Here is a 26,971-nt window from a genome sequence, read left to right on the forward strand (position 1 = left end):
CCATTTCCTGTATGTAAAACTTATGTAAAAAATTACATCTGTTAAATTGAATATAAGAGCTGTTACAAGAGGAGAAACATAATCAGTTCATTCGTTCAGGATTAGAATATGTATTTCAAGAGTAATAAACTTAACTCATCGAAATAAATGATTACATAAAATAACTTCCTTGGGTAACACTACAAAAAAATTCTCCAGCTTGGAGTGAAGCCTGTGACGAAATCCGCATCAACAATCAGTACCTCTGAAGTTATTATTGTGGTTATTAACTCCATTCTTGGTGCAGGAATACTAACGCTTCCTCGTACGATTAGCAAGGCGGTTGAAACACCTGATGTATGGATCTCCGTCATCCTGGCTGGTTTGATCGTAACCATAGTCAGCCTGCTTCTTGTCACTTTATGTCGTAGATTTCCAGGTAAAACAGTGTTCGAATTTATTCCTGAAATCACGGGTAAATGGATTTCTTATCTAATTGGACTTTTAATTATCGTATATTTTGTTGTTCTATGCTCATTCGAAGTCAGAGTCATGGCTGAAATTACAAGTATGTACATCCTTGAGCGTACCCCTAGCTGGGTTACCATTATGGTCAGTTTGTGGATTGGTATTTACATGCTAACAGGTGGTCTTAAGGTCATCATCCGTGTCTTTTCAATCGTTCTGCCCGTTACGCTGGTGTTGCTCGCGCTGGTTTTCCTTTTGAGTACTAAAATGTTTGATATCACTAATCTCAGACCCATTCTGGGTGAGGGGTTTATGCCTGTATTGAGGGGACTCAAGCCATCATGTCTCTCCTACTCCGGATATGAAGTTTTGCTCATCGTCACAGCTTATATGAAAGACGTGAAGGCCAGTAATAAGACTGCTATTATCAGCATACTTATTTGCACGATTATATACATGGTCACGATTGTCACAGTTGTGGGAAATTTATCTTTACCGGGTGTTGAGACGCGAATGTGGCCAACGTTTGATATGGTTCGAAGTTTTGAGATTGAGGGATTTTTATTTGAGCGCTATGAATCGCTTTTCATCGTATTTTGGCTCATGCAAATTTTTGCAACCTATGCTTTTAAGCACTATTTTGCATCCATTGGTATTCGAGATTTGTTTCGTCTCAAAAAAATTACTGGAATACAATTTGCAATGTTACCGGTACTATATTTGATCGCTTACTTGCCTAAAAACCTGGAGCAAACGTTAGCTTTGGGTGATTTTCTCGGCAATATGTCCATTTTTTTATTTGGCTTGTTACCACTGCTGCTGCTGATTCTTAGTTTTATTCGTAAAAAAGGCGGGAAGTAAGCTACTAGTGGAGCCCTTAAATAGATGGTTGAATGTTGGATTTTGTTGCTCGGAAGCAACTTGTTGTTCTTATGAATTCAGTAGAATAATGCATTGCATTATCAGCTTTAAAAAGCAAAAAAGCCGCTAAAATAGCGACTTTTAATGGATATATACTTTTCGACATTAACATGCAGTTAGCAACAGACTGATATCTATTATTTATTGAAAGTAACCTTCTCTGATCCGCCCTCCAAAATGATGGATATGTCCCGCGGCTTGGATTCCGCAATTTTACGCCCGCCTCTGAAGGAATAAAGTACACCGGCTTGTTTGCGAACAGCCTCATACTCGTTCTCTGCTTCAAGTACGATGAAGTTAGCAGGTTTGCCTTCTTCAATACCGTATACATCCTCGATGTGCAACGTTCTAGCGCTGTTTTTGGTAATGAGGTCAATCGAATTTACGATCTGATCATAACCAAGCAACTGCGAAGCATGAATCCCCATATGCAGTACTTGCAGCATATTTCCTGTACCAAGTGGATACCACGGATCGAAGATGTCATCATGACCGAAGCATACATTCAGACCTGCTTCCTGCAACTCTTTGACCCGAGTCAGTCCTCTTCTCTTCGGATACGTATCAAAACGTCCCTGCAAGTGAATATTGACCAGCGGATTCGAGACAAAGTTCAAATCAGCCATCTTCAGGAGACGGAACAACTTATACGTATAAGCGTCATTATAAGAGCCCATCGCTGTTGTGTGGCTTGCCGTTGTGCGTGAACCCAGTCCACGTTCATAGGCTTCCTTGGCAACAACTTCTACAAAACGGGATTGTTCGTCATCAATTTCATCACAATGGATATCGATCAGACGATCGTATTTCTCAGCTAGATCAAACGCAACTTTCATGGAATCAACGCCATATTCCCGCGTGAATTCGAAGTGTGGGATGCCACCGACCACATCTACGCCCATTTTCAGTGACTCTTCCAGCAATTCTGCACCGTTTGGATAAGAGTGAATGCCTTCCTGTGGGAAAGCAACAAGCTGAATGTCCAGATATGGAGCCATTTCTTCTTTGACTTCAAGCATCGCTTTAACGGCGATCAAGCTTGGATCGGTAACGTCCACATGAGTCCGTACATGTTGGATGCCCTGTGCCAATTGCCACTTCAGAGCTGTTTTGGAGCGAGTTTTCACATCCTCAAGCGTCAGGGATACCTTGCGCTCTGACCAGCGTTGAATGCCTTCGAACAGCGTTCCGCTTAGATTCCATTCCGGCTCACCAGCTGTCAGCGTTGTATCGAGATGAATATGTGGTTCAATAAACGGTGGCAGCACAAGCGATCCGTTGACATCCAGAACTTCCTCATTTTCAGTCGCTTCAAGCGATTGTGTGATTCGTTCGAATTTCCCGTCTTTCACTACGATATTCCATAGTCCTTCTTTACCCCGCAATTTTGCGTTCTGTATAATCATTTATTTTCCCCATTTCTTTAGATTCTTTGGCAGGAACAATTAGCATCAAGACGATGTAGGCCACTGCTGTACCAAGCAGTGCGTTCAATGGTGTTACGCCAGGAGCCAGTTGAGCGAATGCAACGCCTATGGCCCAAGCGCCCATCGCTACCCAGTTTACATTTTTAAATGTCATATCGGCAAATGGCTTATAGTTTCTACGTTTCACAATGAAGTAATCTGCGATAATAATAGCTCCGATGGATGGTACCGCCGCACCCAGTACGTTCAGGAAACTGACGAAGTTGTTGTACATCCACATAGCGAATACAGTACCGACGATGCCGTTAACAACAACGAAGAATTTCTTTGAAACTTTGGTGATGTTGGCAAAACCAAGACCTGAAGCGTATAGTGCATTATCGTTGGTCGTCCAGATATTCAGACCCAGAACGATAATTGCCGGGATGATTAATCCTTGCAGGAACATGACCTCCGAGATATCAGCCAGATTATAGGCCATTGCGCCAACTGCACCGAATAAAAACATGAGTGAGTTACCAAGGAAGAATGCAATAACGGTTGCGGTAACTGCCTGTTTGGATGTCCGGGAGAACCGGGCAAAATCGGGTGTCAGTGTTCCGCCACTGATGAATGATCCGATACAGATTGTCAATGCGGCCGCCGCAGTAAGTGACTGTGTCGGCGTATATTCAAGCAACCCTTGCAGACCGCCCAGCGATCCTGCACCTTCGTACATGGAGTAGCCACCGAGAATGGCAATCGCAGGAACTGCGATATACCCGAGAATGACGAGTGATTTCATACCAAAGATGGCTGATGCCGTCATGGCAAGTCCAAATATGATGATCAACAGATACACGTTCCAATCCATGGCTTTGGCGACCGGAATCGCGAACATGGCTACGCCGACTCCGAACCATCCAACCTGTGTGAATCCTAGGAGGAACGAAGGTAGATACGATCCCTTTGCACCGAATGCATATTTGGCAAGCAAATGTGTGGACAAGCCCGTTTTGGCAGCGATATGTGCCAGTGCCCCTGTATAGATACCGAGCACCAGATTGCCCGCAAGCACGATACCAATGAACTCCATGAACGTCAAGCTGATGCCCAACGTTCCTCCTGCCAGCATGCTTGCTGAGAAAAATGTAAAACCGAGCATGACGGATAACGTCTTCCAAAAGTTGTTTCTTTGTCCTTTCGGCACCGCTTGCCATGAAAACTCTTGATCTTGTTTGCTCATCAGAATACCCCCAACGTAAAGTGTATCTGATACCAAAAAAAAGCAGAAAAAAGAGGCTACTCGTCAAGTTATACACTGACAAGTAGCCTCTTTTTGCATCATAACCCGCGCGAAGACACAGAGCATCCTATGACGGGATATGCCCTGATTCTCGCGTGATTATGAAATCCGCTGCCCTTGCCAGCCTCTCTGGACTGAATTAAAGGTACCAGTATTCAATTACATACTATTATTTTGGAAAAACCTGCGGTTGTCAATGTCATTATTATCCATGTGCGAATATTGACATTTATACAAAGAAATTCACTGCGTTTTTTTCATTGTAACCCACGGAAATCGCACCTATAATGACAATGTAATTGATAATGGTTATCAATGAGAAAAAGAGAACTCAGGGGGAATCAAATGATGAACAGTACAATTAAGAAACACCTATTCATATGGGGAGCGTGCTTCCTTCTTCTATCGGTACTTGCAGCGTGCAGCCGTTCGGAAAGTACCTCTTCACAAGAGCCTGTGAAGACCAACGAGCAAAACACAAAAAGCTATACAACCCAAACAGACGAAGTGATTGAAATACCAACCCGACCACAACGAGTTGTCTATCTTGGTTCAACACTTGCAGATCTTCTGGCAATGGATATCCCTGTCGTTGGAGCCAATCTGATTCATGCTTCCGAAAGCTATATTGTAGACCGATTAGAAGGTATTGAGGATGTCGGGAATCCTGGTGATTTGGAGGCCATAACGGCTTTGCAGCCTGACTTGATTTTGAATGGTTATAACCAGGATGCTGACCGGAATACCGCTTTTTCGAAGATTGCGCCTACCATTCCTTTCAACTCGGCGTTACCATTTACAGAACGCGTCCGCAAGCTTGGTAACATTTTTGGTAAACAGAATGAAGCAGAGCAATGGATCAGCCAATTTGACACAAAAGCAGAAGCGATGTGGGACAAGCTGAACGTGGCAGAGGGCGAAACAGCGACTATCTTCTTGCAGTTGGGTAAACAGCTCTACGTGATGGGGAACCGTTCCCTGGGTGTAGTGTTGTATCAAGAACACGGATTTGCCATTCCGCCAACTATTTATCATAACATTATCGACAAGAACCTAACATTCGTTGAACTTTCAGAAGAACTTCTGCCCGACTATGCAGGAGATCATCTCTTTGTCCTTACGTTGGATAACGATGAAAGCCGTACTGAATCGAATCGCTTGTTACAAAGTACTTTATGGAAAACGTTACCTGCCGTTCAGCAAGGACACGTCTATACGGCATCTGCCGAATGGAATACGGACAGCCTCCTGGCACTGGAGCAATTGCTTGATGAGTTACCGAAATGGATGAATCAATAATAACGCTTGAATACGTCGAACAACCTCCACCCCCTTTGGGATGGAGGTTGTTCGATTATGGAAACGGAGCTGCTAGTAATAAGGTCTGCAACGAAACATTCTCTAACGTGTAAAGTGTGGTAAACTAGTAATTGAGAATTATTATCACTAGATCGGAGTGCTCCCGAATGCAAATGGCTTCCCTATACATCCAACTGCAGCAGCATGAACTGTTTCAGCTTACATCACTGCAGGAAATCACTCATCATAATTCATCAACCAAAAGTAAGGATACCAATGAATATACACTGCTTATTGCTCTGAATCATGGAATTCGGCTGTTAACGAACAACATTTCCCAAGATCTGAGCCAAGGCAGTTGTATTCTGCTCCCTACTCAGCAATCCTACATTCTTCATACGGCAAAAGAGAAAGCGGATGTAGCCCGGTTTACTTTTCTCGCCTTTCAAGTGGATAAGTCGAATCTGCTCCCATCCTGCCCTCCACTTATACTGGGCTTACCTTATAGGCTGTCTCTTTCAACTATAAAACTTGCGTTGTCAGGCGAAAGTTGGTTTTCTCCGTCGTCTGTGCAATCAAACAAACGAAATCGGTCACACGAGAAACATACACCTGCGCCTCATTCAAAGTTAGCCGTTACTCATGCCCGGCTGCAACTGATACTTTGCCTGATGGCTCAGCTAGAAAGCATTGATCCACCAGTGCAAAATGATCAAGCGGTACAGCACACACTTCGTTATATGGAACAGCACTACAACGAAGATCTGACCGTAGAGTTTTTGGCCGATATGGCCGGGATGGTTCGATGGCAATATAGCAAATCGTTTAAGGGGATGACTGGCAAGAAGCCAACGGATTACTTGGCAGAGCTTAGAGTCAAGCATGCTAAAAAGCTATTATCGAGTTCAAGCGAGACCTTGCGTGAAATATCCCGACAAGTCGGTTTTAAGGATGAGTATTATTTCAGTCGACGCTTTCATCAGCTCACAGGACACCCTCCACGGGAATACGCCAATATACAAAGACGTACCCGGCAAAGAACGATCACCGATTCCCTCGGCAGGCAGATTTCCCTCCCTGATGCAGCTATGCGTATCGTGGCCACAGGTACCAATACCCTTGGTGAGTTGCTTGCTATAGGTATCCGCCCCGTCGGTGCGGGTATAACTACAATGAAATCACAAGTCATATATCGAAAAAAACTGCATCAGATCCCGGACATTGGACTACAAGGCGCACCAGAACAAGTCTCCTTACTGAAGCCTGATCTTATACTGCTAGGCAACTATAATGAGAAGCAGTTACCTCGACTGGACGCCATTGCCCCTACCATCGTCTATCGCGAATCAACCAGCACTTTTGAGCGTCTTCGTTATATTGCGGATCTTTTCGGTCGAAGCAGAACGGCTGAACAGTGGATCGATCGCTATGAGGGGAACGTCAGGAGGATCCGGCGACAATTGACAGATGATTATATTGCAGGAGAACGAGCAACGGTCTATCTGGTGCTGGGCAAGAACATATATGTGATGGGACAGACGGGATTTGGCGCTACCGTGTATGAATCACTTGGGTTTCGGCCCACCGAATCCGTAAATCAACTGATCGTTGATGGCAGAGCGTGGATACAAATCGGTCACAATAGAATCACTCAATACGCTGGAGACCGAAACTTCGTGATGGTTCCCGAAGAGGAGATGAATGTAAACACCCCTTCTCCGCTACAAAGTTTGGTTGGAATGTTGACACCAGGTAAAATACATATCGTAGAAGCTGGCTGGAACTACGATGATCCCCTTACCCGCGAGCGACTATTGACAATTCTCCCCTCTATTTTTGCTAAAGATAGACTAGCCCTTATATCAGCAATTGAGAAAAATAAACCGTGAAGAACCCGTGTATCCCGTCCTGTAAGTCCGACTTAGATTATTAATACAACTAACAGGGATGTCCCATAAGTCATAAATATGACGGAGGACATCCCTACTTAATGTGATTTTGTTCTAATGAACCTGACACAAGCTATTTGCTTCCCTAGGCCTAGTTCCGAGATCTAACGAATTGCAGCGATGTTATTCCATCGATCCTGTCAATTTAGAGTGTAAATATATGAATTTATTTATGTGTACTTAATAGTTCTTCAAAAGCTTTTATATTCGTATCAAAATCAGGAACGGTTTGTGTTTCTTCAGCAGATTTAACCAGTTTTACAACTAAATCATTATAAGGTGTCGCAATTCCGGTACCTTCTGCCCTGCTTGAAACTACTCCGTTAATATAATCAATTTCCGTTTTGCGGTTCTTCTCCAGATCTTGAAGCATGCTTGCTTTAAGCAATCTGGAGGGCTCCATCACGTAACGTAATGTTTTCACCCGTTCAGGGATATCGGCTTCGCTGTTCAGTTCGAGTGAAGCGATGTCGAATCCATTCATTTTAACCAATGTGACCCCATTGGCGCGAGCAACTTTAATCGTCTCGTCCGCAATATGAGCTGCACTCACAATGCCGGCTTCATGATCAATAATGTCCCCGTATTCCCCATTCAAGGCAGCGGATAATCCACTGAATGCATTGTTGATCAGCAATTTGGACCATTTGGTTCCAACCAGATTATCGGAAATATGTGTTCCGCCCACAAGGTCCAACACCGATTTCACCTGTTGAATTCGTTCAGTGATGTCACCATTCAATTCACCAATTTGAAAAGCATACTGCTTAAATTGCGTATACTCCGTTGTGAGACTAGATACACCTGGTTCAATGAACGTAGCGCCAAACTCAACGGAGCCTGCGATGACGCGTTTTTCACCAACAATAGAAGCGACTTTTTCTTCCGGGATCCCGTTCTGCAACGAACACACCATACTGTCTTCATTCAAGAATGGAAGTAGTTCCTGAAGGATGGAATCGTTATACAATTGTTTGGTTAAAAGTAAAACGAGGTCATATTGTCCTGATTTCTGTTCAGGGGTAATGGCTTTTACTTTTGCGTGAAACTCTGTGGTACCCGTTACTTTAGCGCCCGTCTGATTTAAAGCATTTACATGTTCCTGATATGCATCAATTAACTCAACGTCCAGTCCACCATCCGCAAGGTATGCACCTACGATGGTTCCCAAAGATCCTGCTCCTACAATTGCAATTCTCATTTTATTGTTCCTCCTTATTTCTCTTCCAGGTAGTTGTATACAGGTTGTGCAGCGTTCAAGGTTAAGTTGGTAAGGATATGAGAAGCGGACACAACTTCCAACACAGGCAGATCTGCCAGAGGTGCCAATGCATGTTCGAACAGTTGAAGCCGCGCAGGTCCTGTCCACGCTTCCTTCACTTCGATATCCGTAATCTGAGTACGGATCAGATCACATATTCTTAAATTCCTGGTATAGTCGGTAGCTATCTTAATCATAAAATTAGGTCGGCATATTTCGCGTTTGGCGAGCTCCTTATCCATCTCCACATGTTTATAACCCATCGTTGCCGTGGCTACACGCAGCGTTCCATAATCAAGTGTGCCGACAAGTGTATCTGAATCGGTATACAACTTCGGTGCACCAAGCTTTTTCGGATAGGCGGTGAGCTCTCGGCCACTTGCAATCGCGGGGAAATTGTCTACGTACATCGAATGCACATAATCGCCTTCCTCCCCATTGAATTGCACAGGAATAACTTGTCCAGCTTCTGTATAAGCACCCAGTCCAGAAACATCTGGCATCCACATCACTTCGAATTTAACCAGTGGTTCAGTAATTTCGAGAGGTTCTGGTACGGCTGCCCGTAAAGCTTTTTCATCGGTTCGGTAAATAATATTCAAGTACTCACGATTCACGAATTTGTACGGTGGCATCGGGTATGCCGGAGCCGTTAGGGGTGTATTCAGATTTTTAGCTATGTTATTCACATCGATTTTCATCAAAGACACCTACCTCATAAATTTTAGTTGAATTTTGTTATTTCAAATTTGAACTGTATCTCATAAAAAAATTCTACATCAATATTTAAATTTAATATAATACATAATAAGTACTATATATATTTATCAGAATAAATAAGGAGTGCGCGTGAATGGAATTGCTTCAGCTCAAATATTTTCAGACCGTTGCTTACACCGAACATATCTCCAAGGCAGCTGCACAATTGAATATTGCTCAACCTTCCCTAAGCTTGACGATCAAAAGACTTGAGGATGAACTGGGTACCCCCTTATTTCATAGAAGAGGACGTAACATTCAATTGAATGCCTCAGGTGAGATTCTGTTGAAACATGTAAACCGTATTTTTATCGAAATTGAAAATGCAGAGATGGAGATTAAAGCGGAGGAACAGCAAATATCGAATACGATCAGGATCTCGATTACGAATACACGATTCCTCACTGGCCTCATTAGTGATTACGTCAACGGTTCTCCCGTAACCAAGCTTCATCAAAGCATCGGAACCCGCAGTGAAATTATTACAGGATTGAAAAAAGGCGACATACATCTGGGCATTACGGGGCATCCGATTCTGGATGAAGAGATAGAAAGTGTCGTCCTGGTCGAGGAGGATATTGTCTTGGTTGTGCCCAGAAATCATGCATACGGCGGAGAAACAAGCATTTCATTACGTGTTGTTGCTAGTGAACCCTTTATTTCCCTTGCGGATAATAAGGAGTACAGCCGATTTACCACCATGCTCTGTGAAAAAGCAGGCTTCCTTCCCAATCTTGCATTTGAAGTCGATTCTCATACCCTGCTCGAAATTATCAGGCTTAATCAGGGTGTTGCGTTACTTCCTATCTCCGTATGTAGAGCACTCGGGTTAAGTTATGTAAAAATTGCTGACGATTCAGCGATATATCCAATCAGCCTCTCCTGGGTCAAACAAAAATGGTTATCTGCTTCTGTTGGAGAATTTCGTGATTTTATTACTTCGTACTATAAAGACTATGCTGGCTTGTTCAAAGTGGAATAGAATATCTTATCAAATAAAAAATGATAATGATAAAAACAAAGACCACGTTACTCCTGTTGTAGGAGACATGGTCTTTGTTTACTATCTACTCTTAGCTGTATTGCAGTCTATCCTTGTACCAAACATCCGGAATCATGTTACGCTCCATTTCCAACAATTCATGAATGATCTTGTCTGCATCACTAATGGAATTCACGAGCGGGTCGGTGAGCATCGCCCTTCTCAGTTTCTCATAGCTCTGTTCGAGTACAGCTTCCACTGTAAGCTCATGCGTATCCAGTACAAGTTCTTGCATCCCTCGTATCCCACGCGGCATCTCACCTACATGGAGTGGTTTCACCCCGTCCATATCTACATCGCACAGTAGTTCCAGGAACGAATCCTCATTCATGTTGGTTACCGCGCCTTGATTGAGTGTATTGATAAAGAACTTTTTGCCCAAGTTCCCCACCATATTCTCGATGATATCAGTCGCATGATCTGGTCCGAACGTGTTCATGTAGTCAGCAATCGGGATATTACCGGCAAGAAAGTCATCCACCTGACGCCACATTTCGTCGTGACGCTCATACCTGTCCTCTGTTTCCCAGATCGATAATGGGGGGATGGTGTCCGCAGTTTTGCCAAGTCCTTGCCAATACCGAACGTATTCCTTCGTATGCGCCGTACAGGTGGGAATGATTCCGAAAATATCATACAGTTCGTAGGTGATCGCATCATTAAAAAGAGCTTTGGCACCCCGATCACCGCCGTTGTTCTCGTCACCTGCCAGCTTACGCATGGCCTCTGCGATTGTGGGCATTACATTTTTTCCTTCATACTCGGCTTTGAGCAGCCAAGTGAAATGATTGACACCAGCGATGCGGAAATCGAATTTCTGATTGATCTCTTCCGTAAACTGGCTATTGTCTCCAATGATCCCGGCTCGTACGGCGTAATAGGCTTTTTTATGGGGCATATGATGACTATCGCACAGTGCAAACGATTTAAGCTTCGGTGCATAACGATGTAATGCGATACCATGCACGGTAGACGGGTTAATATAATTGATCACCCAAGCATCCGGACACAACTCTTCAATGTCATTGGCGCATTCCATAATAACCGGCAGTTCTCGCATCGCACGAAAGATCCCGCCTGGGCCAATCGTATCGCCGGAACACATGCGAATCCCATACTTAAGAGAAACCTGGCAGTCAATGCCCCGATATTTCACCGATTGCTCCGCAAAGCTGAGTACAACGAAGTCGGCTCCTGGAAGCACTTGTCTTCGGTCCACCGAGCCCTCAATCTTTAAGGATACGTTGTTCTCCCGAGCGACCCTCTCCGCCAGTGTTACCATTTTCGAGAGCCGTACCTCGTCCGTATCCACCAAAGCCAGCGTTCCCTGATTCAAATAGGGGGAGTGAACCATCTGCCAGATGGACTGACGACCGAAAAACAGGCTGCCTGCCCCAATAACGACTACTTTTGGATGCTGTGTGCTTGTAACCTTCATCTATAACCCCTCCTCGTAACGATATAAGTTCATTATAGGCGAGTGGACTGGAATCGGAATGTGTGATAGTTTTCAATACATGTCATATCGTACGATAGTTAACAAGAGACAAATCCTTTGATATGATAGTGAAATATTGTAGGATGTCATAAAGTAGAGAGGATACGGTTGAATTAGATGCATGCAGGGACTGTAAATATGAGTATAATTGACGAACTGTCGGAGTACATCACACTTCGCATGAGTTCTTATTTGGAACAAACACACGACACTAATTGGACAGAGCACAAGTCTCATTCCGATTATGATCTCTGGTTCATTACAGCAGGCTCCGTCAAGATTATCATCGATGGAATCGAGCATATGGCGAACCCGGGTGATGTAGTATTTTTTTATCCGGATATGCCCTACACGGCTTCCACGACCGGAGAGCTGTGCCGATTCGTATACATGCACTTTGATTTCAGCATCGCTGAGCAAAAACGTATTCTTGGCGAGTTTCAACTCCCGGGCATCGTACCTAGCAACTTGATCAGGGAGGAATCAACGCTGTTCACCTCATCCTATCGAAGGTTCAAGCAGAGTAGCAGCACTTCCGGAAGTCCACTTTACCTAAAAGCCTCTCTGCTTCTTGTCATCGCCAAAATTTTGGAATTACACGGGCAAGGTCTGTATCACGGTGAGTTTCTGAAAGACCACAAACCGAAGAAAATCGAAGGAAGTCTGGAGGTTCTACAGAGCGTATTCCCCTACGTTGATGCGAATCTGCATCGTGCCATCCGAGTTAACGAGCTTGCGGCTATTGCCGGCGTCTCTGAGAAATATTTTATTTCTTTGTTCAAGAAAATTCTGGGTATCACTCCAGGGCAGTACATCAATCAAATCAAAATGAACCGGGGCAGAGACTATCTGTATGAGAAAAAATATACGATTCAGCAAATTGCCGGATTTCTGGGTTATCCCGATCCTTTTACGTTCTCCAAAGCGTTCAAAAAATTCTACAATGTGCCTCCTTCCAAATTCGAATAGTAACCGTAGACAAACAAAAGAGGCAACCGGTCTATACCGGCTGCCTCCACATTTGGTAAATCATTGGTTATTCAGTATTCGTTTAAATGTATGTCCCTTCAGCGCTCCTCATATTCAAAGGGAGCCTCAGTTGAATATATCTCATGAAAGAACCCTTTGTAAGATATATCTTCTTCCAAACATTTAATCAGATATAACAGAGCCTCGTCATCCTCTTCCGGCTCCTCCCCTTCGCGCTGCGCCACCTCAAAATGATCCACAATATTCTCCAGAAGGCTGACTTGAATAAATAAAGGCAGCTTATCCAGCATGGTATCAGAAACCTGGGTTTCTGAAGTGTATCCGGCGAGCACGGTTTGGAAATACTCATCCATGAATTGTTTACGTGTGTCCGCTTCAGGTTCAAATTGAACCCAGCCGACTCCGTTGATCCACAAACTTGCGAGGTCAAACATGTACCAGCCATAACAGGAATTGTCGAAATCATATACCGTGATTTGCCCCGTATCAAAATCGATCGAATAATTCCCGTCATTATAATCAAAATGGATCATGCCCAATGTCTCCTGGCTCGACTCCAATTCTTTTACTGCTTGGAGAAGTTCCGCCATTTTGCTTCTGAGCAAAGAGAATGATTCAGGGACCAACCTCTCGATATACTCCATGTTATATTTGTCCAAAAAATGATGCCTGCGATGAACGGGAGCATAACTTTTGGATAGCTGATGCATTTTGCCCAGAACTTTACCGCTATTATAATAGTATTCGGTAATCGGAATCCCTTCTCGATATTGATAATGGTTTTCTACCAGCAACTTTCCCTTGGCCTTCACAAACATACAAATAAAGAACGTATGCTCATCATAAGTGATCTCTTCGAACAGATGACCCTTTTTCGAGCTGACTACATTCGAGACACTTGCACCATGCTCGAATAAATATCGTACATACTCCAGTTCGGCAATGTAATCTTCCCGCTCTCTGTCAGGCATAAAAGAGACTCGGAGAATTAGCGATTCACATCCCTCTTGCTCACAAGTGTAAACGACATTCCGCCCGCCCTCATGAGGCGGAACAAGCTGAATGTTGTATCCCTCCAGATGAAACAGCTCGGATACCATTGCCAATACATGCGTATTGCTGATGTTAACAGCTTCGTTAAAATTAATAATAATCTCCTCCAGTAAACATTGTTTGAGCGGTTTCCCGCACTGCAATGTCCACAAAAGGAATCCCTGTAACGCAAATATCCTTCTGTGAACCTAAAGCACAATCACCTTGTTAGACATTGAATTCACTCCTCTTGTTTGAATATCACAAGTTTACATAATTATCCCTGATTTTACTAGTGTAAAATAAAGAACCGCCCATACGGGCGGCGTATAAGAACTTTTAATAATTACAGGGTTTCTCCGTTCGTTTCAATAACTTGTTTGTACCAGTAGAACGAATCCTTGCGAGTTCTTTCCAATGTAACATGTCCTGCGTTGTCCTGATCGACGTAAATAAATCCGTAGCGTTTGCCCATCTCTGAAGTTGAACAGCTAATGATATCAATAGGACCCCAACTGGTGAAACCCATCAATTCCACGCCATCAGCTACGGCTTCTTTCATCTGCTCGATGTGACTGCGCAGGTAATCAATCCGGTAAGTGTCATGTACGCTTCCGTCCTCTTCCAGTGTATCCTGTGCACCCAGTCCGTTCTCCACGATGAAGAGTGGCATCTGGTATCGGTCATACAACCGGTTCAGCGCAATACGCAGACCGATTGGGTCGATAGGCCATCCCCACTCGGTAGCTTTGAGATGCGGATTTTTAATCTGGCTGACCAGCATGCCGGAGTTGCTGTTGTCATTTGGATCATATTTTCCAATATACGTCATGTAGTAGCTGAATGCGATAAAGTCCACTGTATTATCTCGGATAATCGCATCATCCTCGGATCCTTTGACCAGTTCGATACCCTGTTCTTCAAAGTAACGTTGCATGTAAGACGGGTATTCTCCCCGCACCTGTACTTCCGGATAGAACAAGTTCATCTGATCTTCCTTCAGTGTTTGCAGAACGTCTTCCGGTTTGCTGGAGGCAGCATACGTTTCCAGGCGGCAGATCATACAGCCGATTTGAGCATTCGGCATTTTCTCTTTACCGCTCTTGACAGCCAGTGCGCTTGCGACAAATTGATGGTGAGTCGCCTGATATGCCACCTGTTCCTGTGAACCTTTAATTTTATCTTCCAGAATGCCGCCGCCAGTGTACAGGCTTGTCAGCATCATATTCATCTCGTTAAAGGTGATCCAGTATTTCACTTTGTTTTTGTAACGGTCAAACAACGTGTTGGCAAACTTCAGATACAGGTCGATCATTTCTCGGCTTTCCCAGCCGTTGTATTTACGAGTTAATTCTACAGGCATTTCGTAGTGCGAGATCGTTACGAGCGGCTCAATGCCGTATTTCAGGAGTTCGTCGAGCACGTTATCATAGAAGGCAAGCCCAGCTTCATTGGGAACAGCTTCTTCTCCTGTCGGGAAGATGCGTGTCCACGCGATCGACAGACGAAACACTTTGAAACCCATTTCTGCAAACAATGCAATGTCTTCTTGGTAGCGATGATAGAAATCAACACCATTCCGTTTCGGAAAGTAGACGCCTGAGTTACCGCTCAGATATTCTTCCAGCTGAACGGAATCCACGTCGAAAGTGAAATCTTTCCCGCTACGCTCTTCATGAGGGATATAAGGCGCCATATCTGAAGTAGAAAGTCCTTTGCCATCTGCGTCATATGCCCCTTCGAGCTGATTGGCCGCGGTAGCTCCTCCCCATAAGAATCCTTTAGGGAATGAGTGTTTAATTGTTTTTGTCATGTGGTTTCTCTCCTTTTTTGGGTGAATACAAAGTTGTTTTATATTGCTCGTAAGTCCTTTTTAAAAAAAGTACGCCTTCATACAGCTGTTAGCGAACAGTGAGGAGAAGCAATTCATTCATCGGAATCACCCCCTTCACCTGAACCGGCACCACGTCAAGGTAATCTGGTGTATTGGTTACGATCACCGGTGTGACCGGATTAACCCCAGCATCCCGGATGCCATCCATGTCGAACGCCAACAGCAGATCACCCTTCTTCACTTCTTGTCCGGCAGTAACCTTCACGTCAAAAAATTTCCCTTTGAGCGATACACTGTTCAATCCAACGTGAATAAGAATTTCAATCCCGCTCGTCGACGTTAACATGACCGCATGTTTGCTTTTGGCAACCATGGTGACGATCCCGTCAAATGGAGCTGTTACGCGTCCTTCTTGCGGAAGAATGGCAATACCTTTTCCGGTCATCTCCTCAGCGAAGGTTTTGTCCGGTAGAGATGCAAGCGGCACGACTTCACCAGTGAGCGGGCTGAATACTTCGCCTTTCTTTTCCTCAATTGAATGTACGGTTACAGCTCTTGCCTCTTCATCAGTCACAACAGTGTTTGTGGCTTGATTCGGCTGGGATAGATGCTGAGATGAACCGGATACCACATTACTATGTGTGTTCGGCTCATCCCATTTGAGCAGTAAAGTCAGTATGAATGAAACGGTAAAGCTGATGCCGATGCCGATCAGAGCATACCAGAAGTTAGACATGCCTCCGCCTGGGCCAATGTATAACGGAAGGGCCAGCAGTCCCGGCACGGCAAAGCCGAAGCACTTCAGACCAACTGCAGTAATAAACCCGCCACCAGCGGCCCCGCCGATCAGTGAAGCATAAAATGGTTTTTTCAACTTCAGTGTTACCCCGTACAATGCTGGCTCGGTGATGCCGAGCAAGGCAGAGATGCCGCTGGATAAGGCTATGGACTTCATGGACTTGTCTTTTGTTTTGAGAAACACGGCCGCCACGGCACCCGCCTGACTCATATTGGTCACAAGGTTGATCGGCAACAAAAGCACGTCATATCCAAGTTTGCTCAAGTTCTGCAACGTACCCGGGAAAAACGCATAGTGCATGCCTGTCATGACGATTAATGGCATTAATCCACCAAGAACAATTCCTGTTAACGGACCTGAATGAGCAAATAGCCAGGACGTACCCATTTCCAGATAGATACCGATGTAGTTCCCGAGTGGCCCAATGGCAATGAGCAGAATGGGAACCGTGATGACTAATACAATCATCGAGGTGAAGATCACCTTGACCGGACCAGGAATGAATCGATCCACCCAGCGATGAACATAACTCAGAAGCCACACACCCAGAATGATTGGAATGACAGACTGGGTATAATTCACAATGGACACGGGTAGTGATAGAAAACGTATCGGCTCCAGCTGATTTGCCAAATATGCATTCAGGATGGTTGGATACAATAACGTACCCGCGAGGGTCAAGGCAATATATTCATTGACTTTGAACTTTCGAGCAGACGAGACAGCAAGGAGAAAAGGTAAAAAGTAAAAGGCTGCATTCCCTACAGACGACAGAATCTGATACTCTCCACTTGTCTCCTGGATTGCTCCGAGTGTAACCAGCAAAGCCAGAATACCCTTCAGCATACCTGTACCTATGATGGCAGGAAGGATGGGAGTGAAGATACCCGAGATGGTATCCAATACAGCATTAATGCCTTTGGAACGGGGAGCACCTGCTTCGGGTTGCGGCTTGCCATCCGGTTTCAGTTGAACCTCAATCTCTTCATACACGGCCGCGACCTTATTTCCGATGACGACTTGAAACTGGTCACTCTGAAATTGGGCTCCGAGCACACCGTCCAATGCTCTGATCTGCTCAAGCTGAACCTTGTCTTCATCACGAACATTGAATCGCAGCCGTGTGATGCAATGCCAGGCTTGCGTTATGTTCCCTTGCCCTCCTGTTAAGTGAATAATTTCTTTCGACAACTCCCGATGATTCATGCTGCTTCCTCCTTTTTTGGGCGAAAAAAAACCAAATGCCAACCCGGCCCGCCTTAGATAGCGGAGTCGGAAACATTTGGTGGTGCCTGATCGAATCAGTAACACTCCATATTCATAATCATGTGGTATAGCTCCAAGCTGGTTGTATTGAGATCAACCCGTGTCGGAACGGGATGTCACTCTCTCGATGTGAATCATCAGGTATACCATCTCATCGGGAGTAATTGCGAATCCGCGCTGCTGCTCCATCTCTTCCTTTATCTTAAGTGCGCACTGGAAGCTGGACGGATATCGCTCCGACAATACATCATACAGAAACTGCTGATCTTTGAAGGAGAGCACTTCCCTGTTCAATTGTCGAACGATGAAATATCTGAGATGGGTAACGAATCGGGAAAAATCAGTGGTTTCCTGATCCAGTGTCATTCCAAAATGATCCGTCATGATATCTAATATGTCATTAATCATCTGGGTTATCTTGATCGTTTGATTCATACTGCCGGAATCAAACTGCGAATTCACAAAATGAAGAGCGATGGAGCTTGCCTCTGTTGACGGCAAACTTACCTCAAAAGCATCGTTAATTAGCTCGACGGCATAGGCTCCGATACGGTATTCCACAGGATACAGATGACGGATATCCCAGTGAAGCGGATTCTGCACGTCCACACCACTCTTGAAGCGATCCAGCGCAAAGTGAATGTGATCAGCCAGGGTGAGCAGAATGGAATCATTCAACTTTTTACCGATTTGGTTCCGGCCATGCTCAATGATTTGATCGGTGACGTTAATGACTTGCAGCGGGATATCATTAAAAAATTGCTCCAATCGCTGGTATTTGTCATCTGAGCCGATTCGAAATGTTTTTTGAATCTGCTCCCGTTCAATCCATTGTCCTTTCACTTTTTTGAACCCAACTCCAGTTCCGATCACAATGACTTCGCAGCCTTCGGCATCCTCTGCCAGGGCGATGTTGTTGTTTAACGTTTTTTTGAACCTCATGATGTTCTCACCCCCAATATGCAAAAAGCACCACCATGGTCCCGGACACAAGTCAAACAAACTTGTGAAATCCAGACTGTGGTGGTGCCTGATCGAATCAGTGACACTCCTTATTTAGCTGTATCTTACACCACCGATGTAATCGTTATCAATTCCAATACAAAGGATTTCTCTTACACTTCGTCTAGGTCATTATTGTCTTATTAAAATGATATAAAAGTCGGCATTTTATACATCAGAAGTTGTATATTCCCCTGCCTCGTAATAGTACCGAATCAAAATGTCCTGATCGTAGTTACCGAACCCTTTTCCGAACAGCGTTAGTCCGCCCCGACCGGGTACCCCTTCTTCCGGTCTTAATCCAAATGTCCAGTACGTGGAAGAATCCAGTTTCAGATCATGGATACGCACATCCGAGATGCGCTGACCATCCATAAACGTGCCTTCTCCGTTAATGCGTAGCACCTTCAATACACCATATTGATTAACGTCCAATTTCCACCATGGCGGTGTATGTTTGCCTTTCCGATCGCCAAAGTCCCCTGGACTTGTCCATGTTCCAAGGTGTTCGCCATTAAGGGAAAAGCGAATGTCGGAAGGCCAATTTTCATTGACTCGGGGTGCTTCCGAACTGAGTTCGAGTGAAATTTCAATTTCCTGGAGATGCTGTTCTGTATTCAGATAATTCGGGATCTTATATTCCAGAAAGCCTTGTGCGAACCAAAGAATGCCTGCGTTGACCCGATCCGGGTCCATGAAGCAGGCTGGTGTATCATATTGTCCAATCATTTGCGTTGTAGTGGCAATGCCACAGGTCGGCCAAGCTTCATAATCCGTATAATGCCCCACCGGAATAGAGACTTCATGGTACGGAGCATCGACTGGTTCAGGAGAGAGATTGATTGTCATGAATTCTTGCAGAATATAGCAGTATTTATATGTTCCACCGTTCTCACGCTTCATGCGGCTGCCAACGATGCCCGCTTTCTGCAATTTGCTCACATGTGTACTGACGATGGCTTTGCTCAGATACAGCTCTTTGGCAAGGGCATTGATATGCATTTCCCTGTTTTGCAATAATAAACGAACGATATTTAAGCGGGCCTCGCTGGCCAGCGCTTCATATATAATCAAGGATGAGGCATCCGTGCCAAGCATCATGAACTTCACTCCCTTATCTCTATAAAATTCATTATATTAGTGGTTTAGGATTCGTTTTTTAGCGAACCCTGTAAAATGAACTTGCTCAATATAATAGCATTATGATACACATTAGATAACAAATCAATGAGTTGATTTTGCTTTTATGCGAACTCATCGTCAAATAAAGTTTCTTACACAGCTAAAATTAATTCTATGGAGGTTTTCCCATGCTTACATCCAAGATGCTTATTGATAAAGATTTACAGATTGCTGAAGTAGACCCTCGTGTATACGGTTCATTTGTAGAACATTTGGGACGGGCTGTATATGGAGGTATTTATGATCCAGGCCATCCTACTGCGGATGCTCAAGGTTTCCGTCAGGACGCGATTGAAGCGATCAAAGCGCTGAACGTACCCATCGTTCGTTACCCGGGTGGCAATTTCGTATCCGGTTACAATTGGGAGGACGGCGTTGGTCCGGTAGCGGAGCGTAAACGCAGACTTGAACTGGCATGGTGGACGATTGAAACGAATGCGGTAGGTACGAATGAATTTGCAGATTGGGCCAAACTGGTTGGAACCGAAGTGATGATGGCTGTAAATCTGGGTACTCGCGGCATTGATGCGGCCAGAAACCTGATTGAATACTGCAACCACCCATCCGGCACATACTGGAGTGATCTGCGTATCTCTCACGGATATAAAGATCCACATAAATTCAAAACATGGTGCCTCGGTAACGAAATGGACGGTCCTTGGCAGATCGGTGCGATGACTGCATATGAATACGGTCGTATTGCCAACGAAACAGCCAAAGCGATGAAATGGGTTGATCCAGAGATTGAACTCGTCGCATGTGGCAGCTCGAGCCGTGACATGAAGACATTTGCAGATTGGGAAGCAACCGTGCTTGATCTTACCTATGAAAATGTGGACTACTTGTCCCTGCATCAGTATTACAATAACAACAAAGACAATACGTATGACTTCCTGGCTACATCGCTGGATCTGGATCAGTTTATTGATAGTGTGGCTTCGATCTGTGATTTTGTACAAGCCAAGAAACGCAGCAAAAAGAAATTGATGTTGTCGCTGGATGAATGGAATGTGTGGAAATCCATTGGCACAAGCCGTATGGAAGAACGTTGGCAGATTGCCCCTCCTGAATTTGAAGATGTATACACGCATGAAGATGCACTAGCCGTGGGTTGTTACCTGATTACCATTCTCAAGCACGCCGACCGTGTAAAAATGGCTTGCCTTGCTCAGTTGATTAACACCATTGCACCAATCATGACGGAAAATAACGGAGCAATCTGGTTCCAGACGACATACTTCCCGTTTATGCACGCATCCAACTTTGGTCGCGGAACGGTTCTGCGTTCCATCACAACTTCACCTAAATACGATTCCAAAGACTTTACAGATGTGCCTTATCTCGAAGCGATCAGTGTGCATGATGAAGAGAACGGCACGATCACGATCTTTGCGGTGAACAGACATCTGGATGAGCAATTGGAACTGAATGTGGATCTGCGTTCCTTCGGAGAAACCACATTTGTGGAGCATATCGTATTGGAGAACAACGACTTAAAAGCAACCAATACCAAGGAAAACCCACGCAACGTCCTTCCACACAATGGTGGACATACAACCGTGGATCAAGGTAAAGTTCAAGCTGTGCTGAACAAAGCGTCATGGAACGTGATTCGCCTGAAAACAAAACAGGCTTAATCAGAACGTAATAGAATTTTCTCCTACTCTGCAACATCAGCATTGTTTATCGTCCCGCGTGCAGCTTCCAGCGCGCGGGGCTTTTTGCTGCATCTGGGTAGTCGGCCGAATTTTAATTCTAACGAACACAGGAGAAGTTATGCTGCAGAATCAGCCCCTTTTTCACACTATATCTTACATTTTGCAGCGAATAGGGTTTGTCACGTTCGTTAGCACTGAGCAAGCATGCGAAATCGACCTGATTCAAACCTCATATACAGCATAAGCAAATAAGCCACCCTCCGTTTGGCATACGGAGAGCAGCTTGCGGTTAAGCATCTAGCTGAGAAGATAAGAACAGATCAGAAACAGATCAGATCAGATCACCCAACATACTAGCAATCCTTCCTTCCCAAATGCAACGAAGGTTGTGTTCTATTTCACGATTCTTATTTCAAGTATTATCCTTGTTGTACTTCCTCTTCACCTTCAGTTTCAGCCTGAGCTGCTTGGCTTGCTGGAGTCATCAGCCCTTGAACTGCCCCCATAAATGGCTGAATCTGCTTAATCATGCCATACCCCATTTTGACCACAGGTGTAAACCGTTGGATCATGCCAAACAACCGCATACCCCCGCCTAACATACCTCCAATCGAGCCTGCACCGCCAAATCCACCTAACAATGAACCTAACATAGGCATGAAAGATGATACCTGGGCTTGCCTAGACGTTGAGCGAGACATCGACCGGGACCGTACTTGCGACTTACGTGTGCTGTTCACCCGTTTATGGTTACGAGAAGATGCTGTTTTTTTCGTAGCCGCTGCTTTAGGTTTGGTTTTACGAGTACTGCCTTCAGATGAGGATGCCGTAATTGCGGCCTGAGTAAGCTTTCCGCCCCCGGTAATCACTACTCCTGCGTGATTGACATCAGAGATGTAGCCAACATACGTTTCGCCATTATGAAGAGTCACGCAGACTGGACGATCCTTAAGCCGATTTGCCTTGACGTGTATTTCATTGGTCTTCGCCATGGAATTCACCTCACTTAACTTGATCTACTTCAGTCTACGCAATGGGTGGACGACTTGCCTGTGCGAATAACACATCCGTGTGCCGAAGCAGGCAGATTCCGCCGTGCAATTACAGATTTCTTGTTTTTTTCTCAGACATGCTCAATATACATCTCATTCAAAACATGTCCCACACGATATGTGTTTTCTGCCAATTCAGATTTCACATAGGATGCAACATCAGCTTTTTCAATATTGTACATGACTTCTATTTCTTTAGAAAAAAGAAGGTGTCCCTCATTGATTTTCTGCTCCAACGAGGTAATCTGTTTTGGTTGCAGATCAACTCCCAGCACCTGCTGAAGTGCTTGCACATATGTTTCAAGAGAACGTGCACCAACAATTTTCATACCTTGGTTCTCTTCATTCACAATAATAATGGATGGGAAACCTCTAACTCCCCAAACTGGCGACACGCTCGAAGTCTTCCTCTAATGACTCTTGTGCCGATTGCAGTGCAGCCGCCTCAACCACTTCTTCTCCATTCAAGCCCAGTTGATTGACGATATCCGTCAGCACATCATCTTCTCCAATATTTCGATTAAATGCAAACACGGCTTCACGCGCACGTCTTAAAAACTCATGCTCTTTACCAGGGTGTGTACTCTGAATGATTTTAAATACGCGAGATGGCGGATAGGAAGAAAGTATTGGATTATCATGCCATAAGGAACCGTCGATGGGCATGCGTGAATGCTCCCCCACTTCCTTCCAATGCTCTGCAACGTCCGAAGGCTTCTGAATCCCGTTAGCGCCATCCGTGAAACCGTTCCAGTTAGCCAGTAGCCCACCCATTTTGATTTGCATCGTAAAATAATGACCGTATTCCTCAACAAACCGATGAAGCACAGGCTCAAGCGCCCAACAGTGAGAGCAGATCGGATCTGTTGCGTAATAAAGAGTTATCTTTTTCCCAACATGATTCAGATTGATCTCTTGCATAGCCTCTTCTTCGCTCACACCACATATGCCTGTTTCCAAATCACACATCATAGATTCGTTACTCACATGTATCCCGCCTTTAACTTTATGAATTGATTTCCTTGTGTTAGTTTGATTATAATGTCTACAATCTTCTAAACAAGTACGATTCTTTTTCTGACTTAGTATCAAAAAGTATACTATTGGAGGGTATCAAGTGAAATACGAGTTTAATTTCGATCAGTTATGTCCAGCGACCTATGCATTTCAGGTCATTGGAGGCAAGTGGAATCTTCCGATCCTGGCAATCCTTAGTGAAAATGACTGTATACGTTACAATGAATTAAAAAGAAGACTGCCCGGCATCACCGGCACGATGCTAACGAACTGTTTGAAGGATTTGATTCATTCCGGCATCGTGCATCGGGAGCAATATAACGAGGTGCCACCGAGAGTGGAGTATTCGCTCACAGAATCAGGCAAGGAATTGGTTCCCTTAATTGATTCTATGGTCATGTGGGGTCAGAAACATATGACAGCAGGTGTGAAGGAACAAGATATATAACACCTCATCTCGTCTTGGCTGGCCTAGCCTTATGTAGCTCCTTAGTCTAGATGGTCATATTTGAATCAATCAGTACACTTTGTTCAACGGCTAAAAGGCTATTTCAGTGGACCCTCATGTCCTTAGAAATAGCCTTTCCTTGTATGAATACAAGACTGCCGCTCGTTTATGAATCACTTCATATTCATTCTCGGCTTCGATGTGTTAGACAATTCTAACCATTCAATTCCTCATCTTCCTCGTTCCCTAAATACATAACCGTTGGTTTTCCCTCAACCAATCTAACGATCTGCTTCCGTAATTTAGAGGGCAATAAAGGTAATTGGATCAAATTTTTAATTTCAAGCCATTCATACTCTATTTGATTTTCGTCAGTTGGCAGAATAGCCCTGTCATTGTCCATTAAACCTATGTATTCGGATAAGAAAACAAAATCTACACGATGAAGAGTTGCACCATAGACACCCTCAATGACGAATTCTAATGATAAAGGCTCTACATCTATTCCGACTTCTGCTGCGACTTCTCTCTTCACAGCCTCAGTTAGTGTTTCACCTGCATTCTGGCTTCCACCAGGCAAGGTATAGATGACATCGCCATGATCTTCCTGCCTAATCGCCAACATTCTTCCGTCTTTAATGATCAATGCTTTTGCAGAATTTCGTATCTTTCTTTCCATTGTTAATCCCCCATATATGTCTGTGAAGAATATATTAACACATACATCTAAACAAATTCTGAACAATCAAATCAATTCACTCTTGGCGACCTCCATGAAAGCAGCCATGGACGGAGAGATCCATTTTTCCCGATGCCAGAGCATTTGCGCAGAAAAGGATACATCTGATAAATCCCACGGAAGAGCAACCACTTCCCCTTCGCTCAACTCTTTCTTCAATGCCATCTCAGGTAATAAAGCGATCCCCAGACCAGCCACAACACATTGTTTAATGGCTTCTACACTATGAAACTCCAGCTCTGTCAGAGCATCCGCACCCTTTTTCAGTAATGATTGATCAAAACAAGTGCGATACGAACAGTTCTTCTCGGTCAGTAAAAAATGCTGTCTGTGAAAGTCATTAATGACCAACGTGGAACGCGATGCTAACATATGATCGGGAGAAACCACCATTCGAAAGGGCTCACCCTTTAAAAACTCGGAATGGAGATCTTTGGAACCCACAGGTTCATCCAATACAAACACGACATCTGCATGCCCTTCTCTCAGACTCGATTTAAGCTCTTGACCAGACAACGGGCGGAACAATAACCGCACACCAGGGTACTCCACTCGGAAACGTTTGAACAAGGATGGAAGAAGATAAGCACAGAGTACCTCGTCTGCTCCGATGACAACCGTTCCCGCCAATTCCCCATGTTGACTTGATATGCACTTCGCTTCCTCTACATCATTTAAGATTTTAGTGGCGTACGGCAAAAATTGTTGCCCAGCGTCGGTTAACACAACCTTTTTGCCTAATCGATCCAGCAATTTCACCCCGAGCTCTTCTTCCAGCGATTTGATCTGCATCGTAATGGTAGACGGTACATAATTCAATAATTCAGCAGTTTGATGAAAGCTGCAGGTCGACGCAAGTGTCCAAAAGGTTTTTAACTGACGTATTTCCATGAATCAGGCACCTCCTCTGTTCAAAATAAATGAACGATATGTTTAATAACGTTTCGTTGAATTGATGATAGACGTAATGTAAAGTGAAATCAAGTTATGACTATATTTTAAGGAGAATCCATCCATGAACGATTATGAAACATATAACCTTGGAAATACATTACTTCAATCGGGGCAACATCTCCCTCAAGCTTTTATGGCATACAAGACTTATGGAAACCTAAATGCGGCAAAAGACAATGTTATTGTTGTCCCAACATGGTTTGCTGGAATTCACACAGATAATGAATGGTTAATTGGCACGAACAAGGCACTGGACCCCAGTCGATATTTTATCGTTGTGCCCAATATGTTGGGTAATGGACTATCGTCGTCTCCGAGCAATACCCCTGCCCCCTATGATAAGGAGAACTTCCCTCTTATCTCCATGTATGACAATGTGCGTGCCCAACATCAACTTATTACTGAGAAATTCGGTATCTCCAAAATCAAACTCGTTGTGGGCTGGTCTCTGGGAGCCATGCAGGTATATCAATGGGGAACCAGTTATCCGGAGATGGTCGAACGTATTGCCCCCTTTGGCGGAACGGCAAAGAGCAGACCCCATACACAGTTGGTATTCGAAGCAATGATCGCGGCCTTACAGGCAGATTCGAATTATAAAAATGGTAGATATGAGAGCCCTCCGGTTGTCGGTCTCGCAGCAATGGGAAGAGCCTATGCTCCATGGGGATTTTCGCAGGCGTATTATTTGGAGCAATTATACCAATCTGAGGGTTACGACTCCTTGAAATCTTATGTAGAGGATTACTGGGATCAAGTATTTCTTCCCTTCGATGCTAACGACTTGATTACCATGCTGCGTACAGGAATCTATGGAGACATTAGCGATAATCCCATAGATGATGGCAACTTCGAACAGGCGTTAAGCAAGATCACCTCTCCTGCACTCGTTATGCCAGGATCAAGTGACTTGTTCTTTACGCCTGAAGACAGCGCGTATGATGCTCAGCATATGCCAAACGCTGTACTTCAACCTATAGAGTCCAAGTGGGGACACTGCTTTGGAATTGGAGCTAACGAAGCGGATTCAATCGTTATCGATCGTCATCTAAAGCACTTTTTGGAGACATGAGTAAAAAAAGAAGGAGCATAAAGTAAAAAAAGTGCACA

21 protein-coding genes and 1 pseudogene are annotated in these 26,971 nt (G+C 44.4%); 8 read left to right on the forward strand and 14 right to left on the reverse strand.

From position 1 onward, the window contains the following. The first annotated feature begins 213 nt into the window (after nt 1–213). Nucleotides 214–1,308, forward strand: coding sequence for a GerAB/ArcD/ProY family transporter (locus tag MHH93_RS02975; protein ID WP_500052720.1), 1,095 nt, complete (start codon nt 214–216; stop codon nt 1,306–1,308). Between the two features lie 197 nt (nt 1,309–1,505). Here MHH93_RS02975 and MHH93_RS02980 read toward each other — a convergent pair whose 3' ends face one another. Further along, nucleotides 1,506–2,774 carry a cytosine deaminase gene (locus MHH93_RS02980; protein WP_500052721.1) on the reverse strand — a complete coding sequence of 423 codons (1,269 nt, stop codon included), beginning with the start codon at nt 2,772–2,774 and terminating at the stop codon, nt 1,506–1,508. Beyond that, nucleotides 2,743–4,020, reverse strand: coding sequence for a cytosine permease (gene codB, locus MHH93_RS02985; RefSeq protein ID WP_500052722.1), 1,278 nt, complete (start codon nt 4,018–4,020; stop codon nt 2,743–2,745). The genes MHH93_RS02980 and codB overlap by 32 nt, the downstream gene beginning before the upstream one ends. 405 nt (nt 4,021–4,425) lie before the next feature. Here codB and MHH93_RS02990 point away from each other — a divergent pair, with 405 nt between their 5' ends. Both MHH93_RS02990 and MHH93_RS02995 read left to right on the forward strand, forming a co-directional pair. Continuing rightward, nucleotides 4,426–5,379 carry an ABC transporter substrate-binding protein gene (locus MHH93_RS02990; protein ID WP_500052723.1) on the forward strand — a complete coding sequence of 318 codons (954 nt, stop codon included), beginning with the start codon at nt 4,426–4,428 and terminating at the stop codon, nt 5,377–5,379. Between the two features lie 167 nt (nt 5,380–5,546). Then, nucleotides 5,547–7,268, forward strand: a complete 1,722-nt coding sequence (locus tag MHH93_RS02995; protein WP_500052724.1) for a helix-turn-helix domain-containing protein — start codon at nt 5,547–5,549, stop codon at nt 7,266–7,268. 226 nt (nt 7,269–7,494) lie between these two features. Here MHH93_RS02995 and MHH93_RS03000 read toward each other — a convergent pair whose 3' ends face one another. Together MHH93_RS03000 and MHH93_RS03005 are read right to left on the reverse strand one after the other, a co-directional pair. Continuing rightward, nucleotides 7,495–8,529 carry a ketopantoate reductase family protein gene (locus MHH93_RS03000; RefSeq protein ID WP_500052725.1) on the reverse strand — a complete coding sequence of 345 codons (1,035 nt, stop codon included), beginning with the start codon at nt 8,527–8,529 and terminating at the stop codon, nt 7,495–7,497. 14 nt (nt 8,530–8,543) lie between these two features. Next, on the reverse strand, nt 8,544–9,290 hold the full coding sequence (locus tag MHH93_RS03005; RefSeq protein ID WP_500053309.1) for an acetoacetate decarboxylase: 747 nt from the start codon (nt 9,288–9,290) through the stop codon (nt 8,544–8,546). Between the two features lie 152 nt (nt 9,291–9,442). On the opposite strand from MHH93_RS03005, the gene MHH93_RS03010 reads away from it, so the two are divergent. Further along, the gene (locus MHH93_RS03010) at nt 9,443–10,330 is read left to right on the forward strand and encodes a LysR family transcriptional regulator (protein WP_500052726.1); all 888 of its coding nucleotides are present in this window, start codon (nt 9,443–9,445) and stop codon (nt 10,328–10,330) included. A 91-nt stretch (nt 10,331–10,421) separates the two neighbouring features. Here the strand turns inward: MHH93_RS03010 and MHH93_RS03015 are convergent, their stop codons facing one another. Then, nucleotides 10,422–11,828, reverse strand: a complete 1,407-nt coding sequence (locus MHH93_RS03015) for a family 4 glycosyl hydrolase (RefSeq protein ID WP_500052727.1) — start codon at nt 11,826–11,828, stop codon at nt 10,422–10,424. A 177-nt stretch (nt 11,829–12,005) separates the two neighbouring features. Here MHH93_RS03015 and MHH93_RS03020 point away from each other — a divergent pair, with 177 nt between their 5' ends. Then, nucleotides 12,006–12,857, forward strand: a complete 852-nt coding sequence (locus tag MHH93_RS03020) for an AraC family transcriptional regulator (RefSeq protein ID WP_500052728.1) — start codon at nt 12,006–12,008, stop codon at nt 12,855–12,857. 98 nt (nt 12,858–12,955) lie between these two features. Here MHH93_RS03020 and MHH93_RS03025 read toward each other — a convergent pair whose 3' ends face one another. From MHH93_RS03025 to MHH93_RS03045, 5 genes are all read right to left on the reverse strand, one after another. Then, nucleotides 12,956–14,083 (reverse strand): phosphotransferase enzyme family protein, encoded by a 1,128-nt coding sequence (locus MHH93_RS03025; RefSeq protein WP_500052729.1) that lies wholly within the window; start codon nt 14,081–14,083, stop codon nt 12,956–12,958. 173 nt (nt 14,084–14,256) lie between these two features. Next, nucleotides 14,257–15,723, reverse strand: coding sequence for a glycoside hydrolase family 1 protein (locus MHH93_RS03030; RefSeq protein ID WP_500052730.1), 1,467 nt, complete (start codon nt 15,721–15,723; stop codon nt 14,257–14,259). 88 nt (nt 15,724–15,811) lie between these two features. Beyond that, entirely contained in the window at nt 15,812–17,749 is a 1,938-nt protein-coding gene (locus MHH93_RS03035) for a beta-glucoside-specific PTS transporter subunit IIABC (protein ID WP_500052731.1), read from the reverse strand. Between the two features lie 153 nt (nt 17,750–17,902). Further along, entirely contained in the window at nt 17,903–18,751 is an 849-nt protein-coding gene (gene licT, locus MHH93_RS03040; RefSeq protein WP_500052732.1) for a BglG family transcription antiterminator LicT, read from the reverse strand. 228 nt (nt 18,752–18,979) lie between these two features. Next, nucleotides 18,980–19,912, reverse strand: a complete 933-nt coding sequence (locus tag MHH93_RS03045; protein ID WP_500052733.1) for an ArsR/SmtB family transcription factor — start codon at nt 19,910–19,912, stop codon at nt 18,980–18,982. A 209-nt stretch (nt 19,913–20,121) separates the two neighbouring features. Between MHH93_RS03045 and arfA the strand changes: the two genes are divergently transcribed. Next, nucleotides 20,122–21,630, forward strand: coding sequence for an arabinosylfuranosidase ArfA (gene arfA / locus MHH93_RS03050; RefSeq protein ID WP_500052734.1), 1,509 nt, complete (start codon nt 20,122–20,124; stop codon nt 21,628–21,630). A 440-nt stretch (nt 21,631–22,070) separates the two neighbouring features. Here arfA and MHH93_RS03055 read toward each other — a convergent pair whose 3' ends face one another. Next, nucleotides 22,071–22,643 carry a hypothetical protein gene (locus tag MHH93_RS03055; RefSeq protein WP_500052735.1) on the reverse strand — a complete coding sequence of 191 codons (573 nt, stop codon included), beginning with the start codon at nt 22,641–22,643 and terminating at the stop codon, nt 22,071–22,073. Nucleotides 22,644–22,774: 131 nt separating this feature from the next. Next, a pseudogene (locus tag MHH93_RS03060) lies at nt 22,775–23,690 on the reverse strand (DsbA family oxidoreductase). Nucleotides 23,691–23,820: 130 nt separating this feature from the next. Between MHH93_RS03060 and MHH93_RS03065 the strand changes: the two are divergent. Then, nucleotides 23,821–24,168 carry a winged helix-turn-helix transcriptional regulator gene (locus MHH93_RS03065; protein ID WP_500052736.1) on the forward strand — a complete coding sequence of 116 codons (348 nt, stop codon included), beginning with the start codon at nt 23,821–23,823 and terminating at the stop codon, nt 24,166–24,168. A 214-nt stretch (nt 24,169–24,382) separates the two neighbouring features. Here MHH93_RS03065 and MHH93_RS03070 read toward each other — a convergent pair whose 3' ends face one another. Together MHH93_RS03070 and MHH93_RS03075 are read right to left on the reverse strand one after the other, a co-directional pair. Beyond that, nucleotides 24,383–24,847 (reverse strand): NUDIX domain-containing protein, encoded by a 465-nt coding sequence (locus MHH93_RS03070; RefSeq protein WP_500052737.1) that lies wholly within the window; start codon nt 24,845–24,847, stop codon nt 24,383–24,385. Between the two features lie 66 nt (nt 24,848–24,913). After that, nucleotides 24,914–25,798 carry a LysR family transcriptional regulator gene (locus tag MHH93_RS03075; protein ID WP_500052738.1) on the reverse strand — a complete coding sequence of 295 codons (885 nt, stop codon included), beginning with the start codon at nt 25,796–25,798 and terminating at the stop codon, nt 24,914–24,916. 124 nt (nt 25,799–25,922) lie between these two features. Between MHH93_RS03075 and MHH93_RS03080 the strand changes: the two genes are divergently transcribed. Beyond that, nucleotides 25,923–26,933 (forward strand): alpha/beta fold hydrolase, encoded by a 1,011-nt coding sequence (locus tag MHH93_RS03080; RefSeq protein ID WP_500052739.1) that lies wholly within the window; start codon nt 25,923–25,925, stop codon nt 26,931–26,933. Nucleotides 26,934–26,971 lie beyond the last annotated feature (38 nt).

Source organism: Priestia sp. FSL H7-0729 (assembly GCF_038005685.1).
In the GTDB taxonomy this organism is placed as follows: domain Bacteria; phylum Bacillota; class Bacilli; order Paenibacillales; family Paenibacillaceae; genus Paenibacillus.